Source organism: Pseudomonas sp. RC10, assembly GCF_038397775.1.
Classification (GTDB): domain Bacteria; phylum Pseudomonadota; class Gammaproteobacteria; order Pseudomonadales; family Pseudomonadaceae; genus Aquipseudomonas; species Aquipseudomonas bambusae.
Window position 1 is genome coordinate 2,702,958 of the sequence record NZ_CP151650.1, and the last position, 17,035, is coordinate 2,719,992.

Genomic DNA, 17,035 nt, shown 5'->3' on the forward strand with positions numbered 1-17,035 from the left:
ATCCCCGACACTCCCCATTTCTCGCCGAAACGGGGAGTGTTGCCATGGCTCAACATAATGGGTCAGTTAAGCCTATGCCACTTCACGTTGCGGGGATTAACGCCTCCGCTTTCGCTATCGCTTTTACAATGGCTGGACGCTCTGACAGAGTCTGATACCAGCGGGCGACGTTCGGGCTGCTGCTGAAATCAATCCCGGCGAACTCACGACGCCACAGCCAGCCGAAATGCGCAATGTCTGCGATCGTATACTCCGAGCCAGCAACAAACGGGCTGTTTGCCAGCACGCCTTCCAGAAGGGCCAGGTTACGTTTCGCTTCTGTGTGAAACCGATCAATTGCCACCTGGATCGGCTCACCTGGCAGTCTCAGAAAAAAACCCGATTGACCAAATGCGGGGCCCAAGCCCGATCCGTGAAAGAACAATTGCTCGAACACGCGCGCGCGTTTTTGTGCGTTGAGTGGCAGTAACTGACCTTCTCGCTCTGCCAGGTGCACGAGAATCGCCGCAGACTCGGTGAGGGTGAACGGATGGTGTGGATCGACGGCGTCATCAATCAACACAGGCACCTTTCCATTGGGGTTTATGGAAAGAAAGTCGGCAGATTTCTGTTCCCCTTTCCTGACGTTTACTGATTTCACTTGATACTCAAGACCGAGCTCTTCAAGAGCGATGAGCACCTTGATGCTATTAGGCGTCGCAAAAGCATGAACGATTAACATCGATGATTTCCTGTGAGGTCCGTGAAAGCCTCGACTCTGCCTGACGCCAGGGTGAAGCGGCAGGCCGCTGACCGACATATCTTTTATTCTGATAAGGCATAACGCGAACTTCCCGTCGCTTACACCGCTTCCATTTGCGTGCCTTCGGGTCTTGCATCCAAACGCCCAAAACAGCTGCCCGCTGACCTGAGAATGGGCGTTGCGCTCTACAGTCGCTCGCCGTCCGAACAGCCCGATCAAGCGCGGCTTTTCAAGATCCTGCGCTTCGAAAAAGTAACCAGAATCCTCGACTATAGTAGGGTTAGCCGATGGTCAGGCACGTTGAGTCATGCCTGTTACCCCAAGAATGAAATGCTGGAAAAGCATCATCTCGTGCGTCAAAGGCGTGGGCGACGCGCGGGCATGGGCGACACGAACGCCTGTATTCGGCAATGACGATTGGAGGGGAGAATTGGACAGATTGATCGCGATGCAGACGTTTGTGTGTGTGGTTGAAACAGGTTCTTTTACGGCTGCGGCCCGCCGACTCAAGATTGGGCAACCGGCGGTTTCCAAAGCGGTTGCTCAATTGGAATCACAGATGTCGGTCCGATTGCTGCTGAGGTCCACACGAGGCCTGATGCCCACAGAAGCCGGGGCAGCGTTTTATGAAGGCGCCAGGCGAGCCGTGCAGGAGGCCGACCTCGCCGAGCTGGCTGCGCGAGGTGTGGGTGCAGGCTTCACCGGCCGTCTGCGGGTGTGTGCCGCCGGTACGTTCGCGAGCCTTCATGTCTTGCCGTACATGGGGCCGTTCATGAGGCAGCACCCCGACTTGAAAGTCGAATTCGTGCTGGATGACCGGCACATCGACCTGGTTGAAGAGGGCATCGACGTCGCCCTGAGAATGGGCAGGCTTTGCGACTCCTCGGCAACTGCAAAAAAGATCGGCCAGGCGAGACGCTTGCTGGTGGCGACCCCGCGCTATCTGGACGCGTTCGGGTGCCCGTGGGGGCCTGACGAAGTTGCTTCACATCGTTCGATCGTCTATTCCCAGCCAGGGGGTGGAGATGTCTGGACAGTGCGGCAACGGGGAGTTGAGGCATCCATCGTTCTGAGCGGGCCTTTGTACAGCACTGCTGCTCAGGGTGTCAGGGCCGCCGTTCTTGCACACATGGGCCTGGCCGTTGGGTCAGAGTGGATGTTCGCGCCGGAGCTCGAATCCGGAGAAGTCAGGCAAGTGCTTCAAGACTGGGAGTTGCCTGGCATTGACCTTTGGGCGGTGTTCCCCACGGGGCGGTTGGCGAACGCGAGAACGCGCGCATTTATCGAGTACGCTTCACACCTTCTGGAGCCGCGTAGCCACTGCCGCGAAACACGCTCGTATGAGTTCGCCAGTGCCTGAGGATCGCTGCACTTATGGAGGCGTGCGCCAAGTATTAGTGGGAGGGTGCTTGAAAACAGAGTGACACTCAAAGAAGCCTGTGCGGAGCATGATATGCATAACAAGACAGAGAGTGTGTACAGTCAAACCCTGGTCGCGGTGTTTGAGGCTGCGCTCGCGCTGGGCATCGATACCCAGATGTTGGCACTTCAAACCAAGTTGGAAATCAACGGATATGACGAGTGGCTTCCGTTGGATTTACGTCATAACGCTTCACGCATCATTGATGAGTCTGTCGCCGTGGCGAAAATCCTCTTTGTGAATAAATCCTGATCGAGGGATGATTGGAGCTACCGCGATAAGTCCCTGGGTTGATCAGGGACTTATTCATTTTTCCTTATCGAGTGGCCGCGGGTTTGGTCCACTCATTTCCTGCCATGAAGGCATCCAGTTCGGTATGCACAATATGGTTTGTGTAGTTACTCATGACTTTAGTGGCGACGCCCAGTACAACTTCAAGGACATTTTTGCGCGTGTAACCGGCCGCCAGGAACGCGTCAACCGCCGCATCGCCCGCAAACCCGCGTTCCCGAACCACGAGGGCCGTGAACTGACGCAATGCCTCTAGACGAGCATCCGGGATAGCAGTGCCGGCCCGCAGCGCTTCGATGACTGCGGCTTCCATTCCGATCATCTTCGCGAGGGTGGTATGGCCAGCCATACAGTAGTGGCAGTTATTCTCAAAGTTGGAGGTCAAGTAGACCACTTGTTGTTCCTGAGCGGTCAGTGAACTCTTGGAAAACAAATCCCACAACGCGGAATAGCCCGCCAACAGTTCTGGAGATTCAGCCATGTTCGATTGCAGATTGGGCACGAATCCGAAGGCGCCTTTAACCGCTTTCAAAACAGGTTTCGAGGCGTCCGGTGCGTTATCCAGTGTGTAAGTAGTGAAGGTGGTCATTGCAGTGCCTGCTCAATGTGGTGGGTAAGTGAGGCCATACTGCGCCACATTGATTAGTCAGAGAACGCAGGTGCGAAGCATAGTCGTTATGCCTGGATGGAATAGAGGTGTTGCGCCGCTGCTCACCCGTATGACTGTTCGGCTCCCTGTAACTTCTTACTGCAAAGGCGTGATACGTCGCGCCAATGACTCCTGGCATTAACGGGTTGAGCGGCGTTGGCAGGCGCTATTCGCTCGTAGTGCCTTTTTTGCGCTCACGATGGGCTGCAGCCTTCGCTCGATTACCGCAGACCGCCATGCTGCACCAACGCCTTTTCTTGCCGCGCGTGTGATCGACGAACGTCAGCGTGCAAGCCGCCCCTTCACAATGCTTGATGTCCGTAAAATCTTCAGAACAGATAAAGTTTGCCAGTATTTCAGCGACAGGCAGGAGCAATGCGTTAGGGGTCGGCCAGCGTCTAACCAGTTGAGCCTGGAATGGCTGGGTCGCTTCTGGGGCCAGGCTCACTTGCATGAATTGATCATCTCTTTCGAGCAGACGATTCAGTGCCGTGAGATCGCCGAATGCCTCAGCCCCTAGAGGCTGGCCTCGATATTTCGAGACAAAATCACGAAACCAGTCTCTCAGTGTCCTGGCTTGGGCTGCGATCGTGTCGAGTTCTCCAGGCATCGCCCGAGCCTGGATGTGTGCGAGCACTTTTGGCTCGACCCAGCCCGTTTGGGCAAGCCAGTCGACCCAGCCTGCCCCGTCTTCAAGCCAATCTACATGCCTGCCGCCCGGACTGGCGACGGAATTCAGGAAATCCAGAGCCGGCGCGTCCGCCACGAACATCGCTGGGCCCCGCAGAGAATCGGACATGGATACATCACCCTGGCTTCGAATTTGTCAGCAAGGGTAACCATTCACCTGTACCTTGACAAGTTACGCCTGGAGTAACCTTCTGGCATATATTGGTCGGGTTATGCCGGTTAACGCGTTTTGCTCCAGAGGCGATCCTTGAACAGTCAATCTAATGAGAGGCGTCCAAGTCATGGGCGGTGTGAAATACGTTCTGGGTAATGAAGTGCTCAACGAACGCTTTTGCAGCGGGCTTGGCCGCGGCGCCTCCCGGGAATATTGCGTATACCGTCACGGTTGCCAGCGACCAGTCGCTGAGCACCTCAACGAGTGTTCCGTCCGCCCGCTCTTTCTTGCAGGCCCAGCAACTGGTCATCGCGATCCCCAGGCCATGTATCGCCGCGCTCATCGCTACGTCGTTGATGTTCACTGCAATCTTGGGTTCGATGCGTACCGTCTGCTGGTTGCCGTCTTTTTCAAAACTCCAGGAGCCCGCGGTAAGACCCGGCGGCCCACCGATCATCGTGTGATGCAGCAGGTCGCGGGGAGACTTGGGGAGTCCGTGTGCTTTAACGTAGTCGGGGGAGGCCACTAACATGCGGCGGGCGGCACCCACGACCCGGGTGGTCGCTGTCGAATCGGCCAACGGCCCGCACCGAATCGCGACATCAACACCGTCTTTAATCAAATCCTGTCGTGCATCGTCCAGCACCAGGTTTACGCAAAGAGAAGGGTGTTGCTCTCGAAAATTCGACAACATCGGCACCACTTCGCGCAACGCCATGCCCGAGGTAAGACCGATTCGCAGCGTTCCGCAGAGCTCACCGTTGCCTTTGACCGCTTGATTGGCATCCTCGAACTGCACGATGAGAGGCTCGATACGCTGCAGGTATTCATGACCCGCTTCGGTGAGTTCGACGGCGCGCGTGGTTCGAATAAAAAGCTTGGCGCCGATGTCGTGCTCCAGTGACGCAATGATGCGCGAAACAGATGATTGTGCTAACCCGACTTCTTTGGCAGCCACCGAAAAACTTTTGTGCCGTGCGACACACAAGAAGAGCTTATAGGTGAGTAGGAATGTATTCATGCCACTGACGTCATATCTTGCCGCTCGATTGGACTGATCTATAAGGCTACCGCTGTAGCCTTATAGCACCGTTGTGCCTGCCGGGTGTTTAAGAGCGGCAATATTTATTCCCCTCAGGCATGACTGACGCTCTCAGACTCATACTAAGTTGTCTAAAAGCGAACGGAATTTGCCATATTGTGGCTAACCTGTCAAAAGCATTTCATCGGGTTGTTTTAAATGGTAGAAGTGCATGAATATTTATAATGTAACCCGGTAAGGCTTTTTATTTAGGTTATTCCTGCCGGGGTTGGCAGGTGCGGGCGCCGTCAGGCCTGAATGACTGCATCAGACGGCTTTAATAAGTAGGCTTGGATAAGTAACGGTACGAAGTATCAAGGGCGACACGGTGAGTACGCCTGTCAGCGAAGGCGGCAGAGCATGAAGGCAGCGCCGCGTTAAAGGGCTTGGTCTGACCGGATTGGCCTCTCAACGCAGCGCCGCGAATAAAACAGCGAGAAAAGGATTTATCAGTTAATGAGTAATTCTTCGGGGGCCGCACCAAACACTTCAATAATACGGTTTGCGATGTGCTCGGCATGGGTTTCCAAAGCAAAGTGTCCGGTGTCCAGCAGTTCAACGATTGCGTTTGGATTATCTCGTTTGAATGCCTCTGCTCCCGGAGGGATGAAGAAAGGATCGTTCTTTCCCCAAATGGCAAGGATGGGCAGCTTTGACGTTCTAAAGTATTCCTGGAAGGCAGGGTAGAGCGTCAAGTTATTTGCATAGTCCAGGAAAAGATCGAGCTGGATGTCTTTATTTCCGGGGCGGTCCATCAGTAAGGCATCGAGGGTATAAGACTCAGGCGCGATGGATTCAAGGGCATGGACACCGTGTTCGTACTGCCATTTGGTTCCGGCCAGGTGCAAAATCGCGTCAGCGATAGCGTTCCTGTTCTCGGCAGACGGCGTTTCCCAATACGCCCGGATGGGCGCCCAGGCGTCCCCCAGTCCTTCAAGATAAGCATTGCCGTTTTGTGTGACCAGACCGGTCACCCGTTCCGGATGCTTCAATGCCAGCCTCAGGCCTGTGGGGGCGCCATAGTCGAACACGTACATTGCGTAGCTTTCCAGACCTACTGCATTCACGAACTCGCCGAGGGTATGCGCCAGTGCGTCGAATGTGTAGGTGTAGTTCCTTTCAGCGGGTACCTCGGTGAAACCAAAGCCTGGCAGATCCGGCGCAATAATATGAAAGTTATCCGCCAGCAATGGAATCAAGTTGCGGAACTGGTGGGATGAACTGGGAAAACCGTGAAGCAACAGCAGGGTCGGGAAAGACGGCTCACCCGCTTCCCGATAAAAAACACGCACGCCGTCGGCGTCAGCGAATTTATAGTGAGTGGTGGTGATGTTGCTGCTTGGAAAATGCATGGGTTTTACTCCTTTGACCGTGGGTGGAGTGGGTCCGAACGGGCAGCCTCCAGCGCGCTGGAAAGTTGCCCGTCCATGGTGGGTATATCGTTGATCGTTCCGTCGGGGCGTAAACGTATTGCTCGCACGGGGGCTTGAAACAAATACACTTTCTTCGCCCATCAGGCGCGGTACGTGCCTTGCGAGGTGTTAGTGCATGGCCTCAAGCACCTTCGCGGTATCCGTGTACATCACAAAACTTGAAAGTTTGCCGTCTGTGACGTTCCAAAGATGCGCAAACGGTGCAGACATGTATTTGCCTGTCGCTTTGTAAGTGCCGGAATAAACCCCGAACGACACCACCCGTGATCCCTGCACAATGAAATCGTCGGCGGTGGCTGCAAAGTCTGTCCAGTCGGTGGCCAATCGCTTGAGCAAATTATCCAGTACGGCCTGAGGGCCGACCCACGTTCCGCTGTAATAAGGAAAGCGCTCAGCTTCTGTCCATTGCACCTGGTCATGAAGGAGGCTGAGTACGGCCGGCACATCCCCGCGTCCCAAGGCGTTATAAAAACCACGCACTGTTTCTGAGGGGCTAACGTCGTTATCTGCGCTCTGAATATTTGACATGTCATCCTCCAACTGAAAGGGCTCAATGCCCTGCATCACGTTTATCCCGCGGCTGTCTCCACGCACACCTGTGACGCCTTACTTGAGTGTGCGGTGAAGGAAGTGTTTGACCAGGCGAGAGATTTCTTCAGGGTCGTCCTGGATCGCAAAGTGGCCCGCGTCAAGAATGTGCGCCTCGGCTTTCGGGACGTCACGTTGAAAGGCAGCCACCTCATCCACCTGGAATGAGGGGTCGTACTTGCCCCACAGGATCAAGGTTCGAGGCTGATGTTCCCGCAACCAGGCGCCCCATGCAGGGTAACTGGCGACGTTAGTGCGGTAGTCGTAGAAGAGGTCCGTCTGAATATCGGCCTGCCCTGGTCGTGACAGAAAACCGAACTCGTCCACCCAGCGATCAGGATCGACCGACTCAGGGTTGGGGTTGGAGCCGATATGGCGTTGCTTTGTTGTCGCCAGTGAAAGGAATGCCCCGCGTAGCGCCTGCTCGTTTGCTGCGCGATTGGCCCAGAATTCGCGACGCTTGACCCACAGTGGGCCAAGTCCTTCCTCATGAGACACGGCGTTCTGAACGATGATTGCCTGGACGCGCTCCGGATGAGCGACGGCGAGGCGCATGCCGATTGGACCGCCGTAGTCCTGCATGACAAGCACGTAACGTTTCAGGCCGAGCGTCTCAGTGAAGTGCTCCACGATGGTGGCGAGATGATCGAACGTGTATTGGAAGGCGCTTGCGCTGGGGGCGTCGCTGTGACCGAAGCCTGGGTAATCCGGCGCAATGACGTGGTATTGAGTCGACAGGCTTCTCAATAAAGGCTCGTACATTCGTGACGACGATGGAAATCCATGCAGCATCAGCAGTGTAGGCGCGTTACTTGGACCGGATTCACGGTAAAAGATCGAGAGTCCGTCCACCTGCACCGTGCGGTAGTGGACGGGGTTTGTTTCCGCGTTGGTTGCTGCATGGCTGGAGTCACTGAGGGACATGGCTGCAATCACCCCTAGGGCGCAAAGAAAGGTATGAAAGACAGAGCGGAGCGTGGACCGCTGTCGCGTTGGTTTTGCATGAAACAAGGATAGAACGCGTGGGCTAAACCCATGTGGGCGACGGTGTGAGCGGTACGGTTCACACCCATTCGCAAGGACTGGAACGGAAAGGACAGGATTGGCATGCATCATGGGTTCCTCTTGGCTTGGTAACCTCTAAATTTGTGTCAGTGAGGTTATCTTCTGGTTGAGTAACTTGTCAAATGCATTTGGTGAGGTTATATTTTCCACCCATATGTACAGCATTAAGGGCAGGGTGATGGTTATTCCGCAAAATACGACGACGGACAGCGCAACTGCTGATATCCGTTATGACGGTCCTGTAGAGGTTACGTCTTGGGCCGTGGCCCCCGTGCTTGCGGAGTCCACTGCCCTGGATTTTCTGAACACCTCCCTGTACTCCACCGGGCGGCAGATTGATTGGCTCGGAAGTGGCGCGGCTCTGGTTGACTGGTTGCAACAAGTCCAGTTGTTGAGTGAGCAGGAGGCGCTTGAAGTGCGTCGAATGGCTCGCCTGGAAGAGCTTGATACGGTGGCTGCGGGAGCGAGGCAGCTCAGGGACTGGTTTCGCTCCTTTGTCCTTCGATATCACGGACAAGCTCTGACGGGTGACGCGCTTCATGACTTGGCTCCAATCAATGATCTGTTGCGCGCCGATGCGCTTCATCTTCAGATTCACGTTCGCCCCCCACCCTCAGATGTCGGCTCGACGGTCAGTCCGTTGCACGGTGTCTGGAAACGGCGCGAGATCTCTTCTGGCGCGTTGATGTACGTGTTGGGCGAGGCGGTGGCACATGCCATCGCCTCGCTGAGCTTTGCGAATATCAAGTACTGCCAGGGCCGCAACTGTTCGCTGGTATTCCTCGATAAAACATCTCGCCTTTCTCGACGCTGGTGCAGCATGGCCACGTGCGGCAATCGAGCAAAGCAGGCCTCCCATCGCAAAAAACAGCAAAAAAACCCGCCTCACGCGTCGTGACTCATAACTTGAACTTGCTCACCATGGCGTTGAGATTTGCGGCGATGGTCATGAGTTTTTGGCTCGACGCTGTGGTTTGATTCGCCCCGACGGCGGTTCTTTCCGAGAGCGTCTGGATGTTCACCAGATTACGGTCGACTTCCCGGGCGACTTGCGCCTGTTCTTCTGACGCGGAGGCAATCACCAGATTGCGCTCGTTGATCCTGGAGACACCTTGGGTGATGGCTTCTAAAGCAGATCCGGCAAGGCGGGCCTGATCTTGCGTATTGGCTGCCACGGTCAGGGTTTTGTTCATCGCCTGCACGGCGCTCTCGGCATCGTTTTTTGCCGATCCGATCATGTGTTCGATTTCAACGGTGGAGGCCTGAGTCCGGTGCGCCAACGCTCGGACTTCGTCCGCGACCACCGCGAAGCCGCGGCCCTGTTCCCCGGCGCGCGCCGCCTCGATTGCCGCATTCAGGGCGAGTAAATTGGTCTGCTCGGCGATGCTTCTGATCACGTCCAGCACGGAGCTGATGTCCCGCACACGCTTTGCCAGTTCCGCCACCACCAGGGTGGACGCTTCAATGTCGCTCAACATCGTATTGATACCTGCAACGGTGGATTCGACCTGATTGCGTCCTTCCTCAGCTTTTCCCGTCGCGTCACGGGAAGCATCAGAGGTCGAGACTGCGTTGCGCGCCACTTCCTCAACCGCCGCCGTCATTTGGCTGACCGCAGTAGCGGCCTGTTGAATCTCGCCGTTTTGTCGGGACAGGCTTTGAGTGCTTTCATCGGTGACCAAATTCAGTTCTCCTGCGGCCAGACCGAGCTGTTCTGCCGCCCTGGTGATATCCGTTAACGTGGACTTCAAGCTCGATTGCATATTGCCCAGCGCGTTCAGTAGCTGACCGGCTTCATCCGAACGGTCTGTTTCAATGCGCTGAGCCAGATCACCGGCGGCGATCCTTTCTGCGTTCGAAACCGCCTCTGAAAGGGGGCGAGTGATCATGCGAGTCATCATCAACCCGATACCTATCGCCGCTAAAAAGGCGATGGCGATTCCGACCCCGAGCTGAACATAAACGCTGTTTTTCAACGCAATGGCACGGGCGGATGCATCGCGAATCTCGTCGTTATTTGCGGTGACCAAGCTTCGGAGATTGTCACGCAATCCCCTGTATGCGATCAGGTTGCCCGAGTTGATCTGAGCATCCGACTGGTCGAGGTTATTTGCATCGGCGAGGGCAATGACGTTGTTGGAGGAGGCCACATAGTCTGGCCAGATGATGCGTAACTGGGCCAGCTCCGTTTCCGCCAGGGATTGATTCAGGCGTTGATAGGTGCCGAGTGCGGATTCAGCGCTCGCCAGTGTGTTGGCAAGTTCCGTGTGTATTTTTTCAAGGTCGGTAGAAGGGGCATTGGTTTTTTTTGCCGCCAACAGACGATAAAGCGTTCGGTTATGCGCCGTCACGCTACTGAGTACTTCCGATGCGGAGGCGATGGCAACCAGATTGGTGTTAAAGGCGGTGGACAATGCACGGGCGAGCGTGCCACTTCCGAGTATCCCGATCACCCCGACGGACAGAGTAATGAAGGCGCACAGTAAGAAAGCGCTCAAAAGTTTTACGGAGAATCGGAGGTGTGTAAGAACGAGCATCGGGCATCCTATCGAGTGCTGTTTTCAATGGGCGGTGGGCATAAGTTGTTATCGTGCAGGGCGTCGCTCAAGCGGGTGACCGAAAGTTCGCTGATGGCACTAAGTCCTCTGTCAGGACTTTAGCTGGCTGAGGGGGGAATTTGTTTCGAAAACGTGCGCTCATGGCGAGCGTTGTCGGCCAAAAGGCCCTCTGCGATGTCGAGGGCCCAAGGCGTCGTGGGTGCATCATGCTTCAGGGTCGTTAGCCCCTCTCTTTCTCGAGCGCGGTGAGTGAAGTGCCCGCAACGAAGATAGAGGCGGCCAGCAAACCCAGGTCTTTCAGCAGGAACTGACCAGGCACTACGGAGATGGCAGGGAAGCCCAGCGACGGTTCAAAGACCCCCGGTGTCGTCAGCATGAACGACAACGTTGTGATAAAGAGGCCTGCCGACAAAACTCCGCCAAGGATGGACAGTTTGGGAGAGAGGAGTCGCCCGGCGATCAGTACGCCAACGGAAATCTCCAGCACGCCGAGAAAGTTTGAAAAGCCCTGAATGCTCATGAAACTGTACATCCACGAGAGCAAAGGACTGTTGCTGACAAAACCGTGAATGCCGTTCGCTTCATACCCTGAAAACTTCATGCCGCCAAACCAGAGGTAGATAACGGTCATGGCGAAATAGATCGCGCCTACACCAAATTTTGTCACCTTGTCGCCGAGACCTTTCTTGAAAATACTTTCAGTGTTAAAGCCAGTTCCTGTTGTGGAAGTGTTCATTTTTTCTTCACCTTTAGTTGAGTTAGTTGGCCCGCTCAGCGTAGTCCAGGCGGGCATTACTTCATTTCATAAACGTGCGATGTTTAACGTTGAGTACGGTGCCATAGTGCAACGAAAGTGGTTCGTATCGGAGGCAATGAGTCGATGATATGCTGCAGATCGTCCAAACCGGAGAAAGCCCATGGATCGACTGTCAACGCTGTTAACGTTGTTTGGGGTGCGCGCCAACCTGTTCTACAGCGGCGAGCTATGCGGTGTGAGCGTGTTCGATGGGGCTGACCAACGAGGGCACATTCATCTTCTGCAGGCTGGAGCAATCAGGCTTGCGCTTCCGGGCCGTCCTGATCAGGTGTTCAGTGAGCCCACGCTGATCTTTGTGCCTCGGCCAAGCAAGCATCAATTGGTGAGCGGAGAGGCAGGCGGTGCCGTGCTGCAATGTGCATCACTAGAGTTTGCCGGGGGCGTGAACAACCCCCTGGCCGCGTCGTTACCTGACCTCATTGTTCTGCCGCTGGCGCAACTGCCAATGCTCGCCGATCTCATCAAGTGGCTGTTCAATGAGGCCGCGGCTGATCACTGTGGTAGGCACGCGGCACTGGATCGGCTGTTTGAGCTGGTCGTCATTCAGCTCTTGCGATACCTGCTCGACCATCAAGCGCTCAAGTCAGGAATGATGGCCGGGCTGGCCGACGCACGTCTGGCCAAATCTCTCGTGAAGGTGCATGACCAGCCCCACCACCCCTGGTCCATTTCCGAATTGGCTGCCGAGTCCAACATGTCGCGTGCCAGCTACGCGGCTCACTTCAAAGAGGTCGTGGGTCAGACGCCCGCCGAATACGTGTTGAGCTGGCGTATCAGTCTGGCTCAAAAGCTGCTGCGTGAAGGCCGGCCCATCGCGTTGATTGCCGACCAGGTGGGCTACGAAAGTCCCTCGGCATTGGCAAGGGCTTTCAGGCGCAGAACGGGCCTGAATCCGCGTGACTGGACGAAGGCCTCGACCACCGAGGCGCAGGGCGGCTGAGCCTGCCGGGCGAGGCTCAGGTGAGCGTGGTCTGGTATTTGCGCCATTGTGCTGGGCTCATGCCTACATGCAGTTTGAAGGTTTTTTGAAATGCCGATATCGATTGGTAGCCCACGCGCTCGGCGACTGATTCCGTAGAGTTCGACGGGTTCTTCAGTTCGTTGATCGCCAGGGTCATTCGGACATCTGTGAGCAACTCACTCGTCGTGCAGCCGATGCGCTCTTTAAAGTGTCGGGCCAGTGTTGCGCGAGACATGTTGCACAGCTCGGCCAGGTTTTCGAGCGTCCACGGATGCGCGGGCTCACGCATGATGCCGTTGAGGGCGGGCGCCAGGCGAGGGTGACCTGCCATTGCCAGAAGACCGAACGATGCGTTTTCGTTCTCGCCTGCCAGGCGCAACGCCAAGGTAAAAAGAGCCGCAGACAATGCGCCCAGCATGGCGTGTGCACCCAACGTCGGGCTTGCCGACTCATGACGCATCAAATCAATGAGGTTGGTCAGCTGCCGGGCGGTTGAGGGCGGCTGATCAGGGTCGGCGTCATGGTTTGCCCGCACGATCAATCGTGGGGGAAGGTATGAGCGCAGGAGTCTGTCATAAGGCGGTTTCACGATGAAACGGCCGCATAGCATGTCCAGACGCTCACCCGTTTCGGTGTTCTCGCTGACGACGAAATTCAATTCCTGTTTGAAACTCGCCACCCCCGGAGAGTGGGCGCTGCCATCGTGAAGGACATGCGCCGACCCATCGGCAAAAAGAATGATGTCGCCCTCGTGCAGTCGTTCTGCCGGGGCGTCTCCTTGCGCATCCACAATCGCCGATCCTTTGAGCACGATGTGATACGGCATCTCCCCCGGTGGCGAAGGCTCGTAGGTGATCTGCCAGGGCGCACCGTAAAAGCACCGGGTGTCCAGGCGTCCGGATACAGGAAGCATGGCGAGCAGCTGACTCAGCCAGTCTAAAGGTGGGGACATGGAGGGCATCCGTTGAATGAGACGATAAAGGTCATTAGTGAGCTTATTCGATCTTACGCGTATCGCTAAGTTTTCTTAAAGTAACCCCACACCCATTAACGATCCACCCTTGGAGAAACAACATGAGCCGCATTCAAATCCCTGCAATCGAAACCGCAACTGGCGCAACCGCTGAACTGTACGGCAACATCAAAAAAGCGGTAGGCATGGTTCCGAACACCTACGCTGCAATCGGTGCTCTGGCCCCGGCTGGTCTGGGTGCCATCCTTGGCGCTGACGGCGCGTTGGCTGGCGGTACGCTGAGCAAGCAGGATCAGGAAGTCATCAAACTGCTGGTGAGCAACCTGACAGGTTGTGACTACTGCGAAACCGCACATTTCATGCTCGCCAAAATGACCGGCCTGACCGTTGAGGTTTTGCAAAATGTGCGTGCCGGTCGCCCGACCGGTGATGCGAAGCGTGATGCCCTGATCGCCTTTGTCACCCTGTTGGTGAAAACCTCCGGAACCGTGAGCGAGCAGGCTTTTGCCGCGATCAAAGCCGCCGGTTACACCGATGTTCAGTTGGCGGAAATCAGCCTCGCCATCTCGATCATCATGTTCACCAACCTGTTCAACCGTGTGAACGACACTGCGATTGACTTCCCTGCGATCCCTGCAGCGGTCTGAGTCTTCTCTGCTGTGGACGAGGCGTAAGCTGTCCGTCCACTGTCAACAGAAACGGCGCCTGATGGCGCCGTTTGTCTATCTGCGCTGACGCTTGCCCCGAAGTGCGGGGTGCCGCAACCGTCCACTGTTAACGTTCGTGTTGCGCTCATAGCGAAGCGTGTCTTCCGTGAAGGTGCACACCACGGTGTCGCGAAACGCACAGCCGGGGTATATCCATTGCAGCTGCAAGGTGGCGTCATCCATCCAGCACCCGCCGGCAATCACCTCGGCATTGTCGAGTGCGTATCCATGATGAAGATCCTGGCCGGGCATGCTGGTGGTGCCGTGATGCCATCGATCAATGCCTGCCACGACAACGTGCTCACCCGTGGCGTCATGCACCACGACTTCGATGGTGTCGTTCTCGAATGCAAAGCCGAGGGTTCGGACACCCAGTTCGTTATCGTCGATTTCAAAGTAGAGCGTCGCAGGCGATTGCAGGCGGCCCCTGGCTTGAGAGGTCAGCACCGGCACACGGCCCATGGCTTCCAGCCGACGGGTCAGACGTTGATCGGCCGCAACTGCCGGTTGGCACACTCCGGTCAGGGCTTCGGGAAAGTGACGCTCGATGTGGGGACGGATCTGCGCCGAGTTTTTCATGGCGCCCACCAGCACCAGTGTGGCGCCGTGTTGCGCGTAGACGATCGACATCTGCACGAACACCCCGACCGCGCAGTAGGCATCCTTGGGCTTTATTGCCCAGTGATACCCGTACTGGCTGTCACTGCCACCTTGCGGTTGCGTCGCGCGGTCGATCCAGTCCTCCGGCAGGATGCGCTGTCCTTCCCACATTCCTCGCTGGGCATGAAGCATGCCCAGCTTGAGCATGGCCGAAGGGGGCGCCGTCAGGCCGTTGCCGCCGGGGTTAATCCCGTCCGGCCCGACTTCCCAATGGTCATCATGGATGCCCAACGGCATAAACAGGCGAGGTCGCAGGTATTGATGCAGGGTCAGGCCTGTGAGTCGGGTGATGATCGCCGAGAGCATGTAGCTGGCCGCACTGGTGTAGACATAATGTTCGCCCGGCTCATAAACCAACGGAATCTTGAAAAACTCGGCAATCCAGCTGGTCTGGATCTGACGCCACACGGCCCCGGACGTATTGGACGCGTGACCCGTGCGCATGGTCAGCAGGTGCTCCACCGTCATGCGCGAGAGCCTGTCGTGGACATCGGCGGGCAGATGTTCGGGAAAAAAAGAGACGACCTTGTCGCTCAATTGCATCAGGCCTTCGCTGACCGCAAAGCCGATGGCGCACGCAGTGAAGCTTTTCGCGACCGAGTGCAGGACGCGGGGTTTCTCGGCAGAGTAGGGCCATTTCCACCCTTCGGCGATCACGCTGCCGTGACGTTGCAGTATGAGCCCATGAAGGTCCAGCCCGGCGTCTTCGACGTCGTCCAGAAAACTGACGATCCGGTCGGGGTCGACGCCAAGCTGACTGGGCGAACCGCGTTGCAACGCTTCGAATCTCGACGAAGGAGGGACGGCTGGGGGCGGATCGGCGCAAACAGGCATGGAAGTGTCCGACAAGTGAAGGAATGGGAGGACCACAACGGTAAAAAGGGGAGGGCATCAGGCCGTCGGGCGGTGAATCAGCCGGGAGTATGAGATCAACATACTGGTCAGCTCCTGAGTGATCGGGGTGAACGGCGATGCGCGACGACTGATCAGGCACACGTTCCTAGAGGCCAGCGGTTCGCGGATCGGGATGGCGATCAAGGACGATGAGAACAGTTTCATGCTGGGCAGCATGCGCGGCTCGATGGTCAGATAGTCCGATTCAGAGACAATGTGCAGCGTCTCCAGCAACGAGTCTGCGGTGATGGCGATCTTGGGAGGCGGCAGGCGCTCGGCCTTGAACAGTTCGATCAAGCGGTTTTCCGCACCGCCGACCACGCCTGCGGGCCGGACACTGATCCACTGGCAATCCGTCAGTTCTCGCACGGTACGCGCGTCCGCGTGAGGGTGTCCCTTGCGCGCGATGATGCTGGCCTCGGAGCTGTACAGGCGCTCGATGGCCAGGTCGATGTCGCTCACGTTGGAAGCCAATGGGCACATGGCGAAATCGAGCCGCCCATCCCGAATCTTCTCGATCAGGCCTTTCGCCGCGCCACTGGCGACGTGCACCTGCACCTTGGGAAATCGTTGGGTGAAGCTGCTGAATACCGGCATCAATAATTCCGCCAGCGGCTCTGACGTCACACCTAGCGCGATCTGGCCCTCCGGCTCTCCTTTCCACTGCTGGACGTCTTGCAGGGCGCGGTCGCAGTCGAGGGTAATTGACCGGGCCCGGATCAGAAAGCTATCACCCGCCGGCGTAAGGTTGATGCCTTGGTTGGTGCGAGCGAGCAATGTCACACCCAGCTCTTTTTCCAGGCTTTGAATGGATTGCGTCAACGTGCTCTGCGCCACCCCGAGTTGCCGGGCTGCGGCCCTGAAGCTGCCTTTGTCCACAACGGAACAGAACGCGCGTAGATGTACCAGTGTCATGTGGCTCATTCCTGTCAGACCAGGCTTGGATGGGGAGAGCTTATCTGATCGATTGCGCGAAAAGCCTATCGGTTTAAGTGATCGCGATCGCAATAACCGATCGTAACGATGATGTGCGCTCTTCTGAAACCCTTGATGTAGAGGGGGTGATTCGACGTTTCGTTGTAAAAGGGCTTGAGTGGCCGGAATAACCGAACGCGATCATTCGGTACGTTCTTCTCAACGTCCTCGCGGTGCTCTTAAGATCGGTCAAGGCTGATGTAACGAGCCTGTGACGCTGTGTCGTTCCCAAAGAACGACTCAAGAACAAAAACGACACGACAGCGATGCCTCACTGCGAGATCAGAGGGTTGAGGCACTAAAACAAGAAATCATGATGCGTTCGGACGAACCTCGTCCTTGAGATCTGCCAACGTCCGAACGGTTACCAAAGGGTC

The 17,035-nt window shown here is 56.5% G+C and carries 17 protein-coding genes; 5 read left to right on the forward strand and 12 right to left on the reverse strand.

Going from position 1 to position 17,035, the window contains the following annotated elements; all coding sequences use genetic code 11:
- Positions 1-82: 82 nt before the first annotated feature.
- Complete coding sequence (locus AAEO81_RS12550; protein WP_341963927.1) at positions 83-721, reverse strand: glutathione S-transferase family protein; 639 nt, start codon at positions 719-721, stop codon at positions 83-85.
- Positions 722-1,172: 451 nt separating this feature from the next.
- Between AAEO81_RS12550 and AAEO81_RS12555 the strand changes: the two genes are divergently transcribed.
- Together AAEO81_RS12555 and AAEO81_RS12560 are read left to right on the forward strand one after the other, a co-directional pair.
- A complete protein-coding gene (locus AAEO81_RS12555) occupies positions 1,173-2,102 on the forward strand; it encodes a LysR substrate-binding domain-containing protein (RefSeq protein WP_341963928.1) in 930 nt (309 codons plus the stop codon).
- Positions 2,103-2,195: 93 nt separating this feature from the next.
- On the forward strand, positions 2,196-2,414 hold the full coding sequence (locus AAEO81_RS12560) for a hypothetical protein (protein WP_341963929.1): 219 nt from the start codon (positions 2,196-2,198) through the stop codon (positions 2,412-2,414).
- A 64-nt stretch (positions 2,415-2,478) separates the two neighbouring features.
- Here AAEO81_RS12560 and AAEO81_RS12565 read toward each other — a convergent pair whose 3' ends face one another.
- From AAEO81_RS12565 to AAEO81_RS12590, 6 genes are all read right to left on the reverse strand, one after another.
- Positions 2,479-3,042: a carboxymuconolactone decarboxylase family protein gene (locus AAEO81_RS12565; protein WP_341963930.1), complete on the reverse strand. Its 564-nt coding sequence runs from the start codon at positions 3,040-3,042 to the stop codon at positions 2,479-2,481.
- A 226-nt stretch (positions 3,043-3,268) separates the two neighbouring features.
- Positions 3,269-3,901, reverse strand: a complete 633-nt coding sequence (locus tag AAEO81_RS12570) for an ABATE domain-containing protein (protein WP_341963931.1) — start codon at positions 3,899-3,901, stop codon at positions 3,269-3,271.
- A 151-nt stretch (positions 3,902-4,052) separates the two neighbouring features.
- Positions 4,053-4,967, reverse strand: a complete 915-nt coding sequence (locus tag AAEO81_RS12575; RefSeq protein WP_341963932.1) for a LysR family transcriptional regulator — start codon at positions 4,965-4,967, stop codon at positions 4,053-4,055.
- Between the two features lie 509 nt (positions 4,968-5,476).
- On the reverse strand, positions 5,477-6,379 hold the full coding sequence (locus AAEO81_RS12580) for an alpha/beta hydrolase (RefSeq protein ID WP_341963933.1): 903 nt from the start codon (positions 6,377-6,379) through the stop codon (positions 5,477-5,479).
- Positions 6,380-6,568: 189 nt separating this feature from the next.
- Positions 6,569-6,988 (reverse strand): nuclear transport factor 2 family protein, encoded by a 420-nt coding sequence (locus AAEO81_RS12585; RefSeq protein WP_341963934.1) that lies wholly within the window; start codon positions 6,986-6,988, stop codon positions 6,569-6,571.
- Between the two features lie 78 nt (positions 6,989-7,066).
- Entirely contained in the window at positions 7,067-7,972 is a 906-nt protein-coding gene (locus AAEO81_RS12590; RefSeq protein WP_341963935.1) for an alpha/beta hydrolase, read from the reverse strand.
- Positions 7,973-8,291: 319 nt separating this feature from the next.
- Between AAEO81_RS12590 and AAEO81_RS12595 the strand changes: the two genes are divergently transcribed.
- On the forward strand, positions 8,292-9,011 hold the full coding sequence (locus AAEO81_RS12595; RefSeq protein ID WP_341963936.1) for an ABATE domain-containing protein: 720 nt from the start codon (positions 8,292-8,294) through the stop codon (positions 9,009-9,011).
- 1 nt (position 9,012) lies between these two features.
- Here AAEO81_RS12595 and AAEO81_RS12600 read toward each other — a convergent pair whose 3' ends face one another.
- The gene (locus tag AAEO81_RS12600; protein ID WP_341963937.1) at positions 9,013-10,650 is read right to left on the reverse strand and encodes a methyl-accepting chemotaxis protein; all 1,638 of its coding nucleotides are present in this window, start codon (positions 10,648-10,650) and stop codon (positions 9,013-9,015) included.
- A gap of 241 nt (positions 10,651-10,891) precedes the next feature.
- Positions 10,892-11,407: a DUF417 family protein gene (locus AAEO81_RS12605; protein ID WP_341963938.1), complete on the reverse strand. Its 516-nt coding sequence runs from the start codon at positions 11,405-11,407 to the stop codon at positions 10,892-10,894.
- 181 nt (positions 11,408-11,588) lie between these two features.
- Here AAEO81_RS12605 and AAEO81_RS12610 point away from each other — a divergent pair, with 181 nt between their 5' ends.
- Complete coding sequence (locus AAEO81_RS12610) at positions 11,589-12,428, forward strand: AraC family transcriptional regulator (protein ID WP_341963939.1); 840 nt, start codon at positions 11,589-11,591, stop codon at positions 12,426-12,428.
- A 16-nt stretch (positions 12,429-12,444) separates the two neighbouring features.
- Here the strand turns inward: AAEO81_RS12610 and AAEO81_RS12615 are convergent, their stop codons facing one another.
- Positions 12,445-13,401: a cupin domain-containing protein gene (locus AAEO81_RS12615; protein ID WP_341963940.1), complete on the reverse strand. Its 957-nt coding sequence runs from the start codon at positions 13,399-13,401 to the stop codon at positions 12,445-12,447.
- Positions 13,402-13,523: 122 nt separating this feature from the next.
- Between AAEO81_RS12615 and AAEO81_RS12620 the strand changes: the two genes are divergently transcribed.
- Positions 13,524-14,069, forward strand: coding sequence for a carboxymuconolactone decarboxylase family protein (locus AAEO81_RS12620; protein WP_341963941.1), 546 nt, complete (start codon positions 13,524-13,526; stop codon positions 14,067-14,069).
- Between the two features lie 75 nt (positions 14,070-14,144).
- Here AAEO81_RS12620 and AAEO81_RS12625 read toward each other — a convergent pair whose 3' ends face one another.
- Entirely contained in the window at positions 14,145-15,623 is a 1,479-nt protein-coding gene (locus AAEO81_RS12625) for a serine hydrolase (RefSeq protein ID WP_341963942.1), read from the reverse strand.
- Positions 15,624-15,680: 57 nt separating this feature from the next.
- Entirely contained in the window at positions 15,681-16,598 is a 918-nt protein-coding gene (locus tag AAEO81_RS12630) for a LysR substrate-binding domain-containing protein (protein ID WP_341963943.1), read from the reverse strand.
- Positions 16,599-17,035: the final 437 nt, after the last annotated feature.

Bases quoted from the DNA above. Each gene is read 5' to 3' on its own strand.
- AAEO81_RS12620 (WP_341963941.1), top strand. From the start codon at position 13,524: ATGAGCCGCATTCAAATCCCTGCAATCGAAACCGCAACTGGCGCAACC.
- AAEO81_RS12610 (WP_341963939.1), top strand. From the start codon at position 11,589: ATGGATCGACTGTCAACGCTGTTAACGTTGTTTGGGGTGCGCGCCAAC.
- AAEO81_RS12605 (WP_341963938.1), bottom strand. From the start codon at position 11,407: ATGAACACTTCCACAACAGGAACTGGCTTTAACACTGAAAGTATTTTC.
- AAEO81_RS12570 (WP_341963931.1), bottom strand. From the start codon at position 3,901: ATGTCCGATTCTCTGCGGGGCCCAGCGATGTTCGTGGCGGACGCGCCG.
- AAEO81_RS12560 (WP_341963929.1), top strand. From the start codon at position 2,196: ATGCATAACAAGACAGAGAGTGTGTACAGTCAAACCCTGGTCGCGGTG.
- AAEO81_RS12580 (WP_341963933.1), bottom strand. From the start codon at position 6,379: ATGCATTTTCCAAGCAGCAACATCACCACCACTCACTATAAATTCGCT.
- AAEO81_RS12585 (WP_341963934.1), bottom strand. From the start codon at position 6,988: ATGTCAAATATTCAGAGCGCAGATAACGACGTTAGCCCCTCAGAAACA.
- AAEO81_RS12590 (WP_341963935.1), bottom strand. From the start codon at position 7,972: ATGTCCCTCAGTGACTCCAGCCATGCAGCAACCAACGCGGAAACAAAC.
- AAEO81_RS12575 (WP_341963932.1), bottom strand. From the start codon at position 4,967: ATGAATACATTCCTACTCACCTATAAGCTCTTCTTGTGTGTCGCACGG.
- AAEO81_RS12615 (WP_341963940.1), bottom strand. From the start codon at position 13,401: ATGTCCCCACCTTTAGACTGGCTGAGTCAGCTGCTCGCCATGCTTCCT.
- AAEO81_RS12565 (WP_341963930.1), bottom strand. From the start codon at position 3,042: ATGACCACCTTCACTACTTACACACTGGATAACGCACCGGACGCCTCG.
- AAEO81_RS12600 (WP_341963937.1), bottom strand. From the start codon at position 10,650: ATGCTCGTTCTTACACACCTCCGATTCTCCGTAAAACTTTTGAGCGCT.
- AAEO81_RS12625 (WP_341963942.1), bottom strand. From the start codon at position 15,623: ATGCCTGTTTGCGCCGATCCGCCCCCAGCCGTCCCTCCTTCGTCGAGA.
- AAEO81_RS12630 (WP_341963943.1), bottom strand. From the start codon at position 16,598: ATGACACTGGTACATCTACGCGCGTTCTGTTCCGTTGTGGACAAAGGC.
- AAEO81_RS12550 (WP_341963927.1), bottom strand. From the start codon at position 721: ATGTTAATCGTTCATGCTTTTGCGACGCCTAATAGCATCAAGGTGCTC.
- AAEO81_RS12595 (WP_341963936.1), top strand. From the start codon at position 8,292: ATGGTTATTCCGCAAAATACGACGACGGACAGCGCAACTGCTGATATC.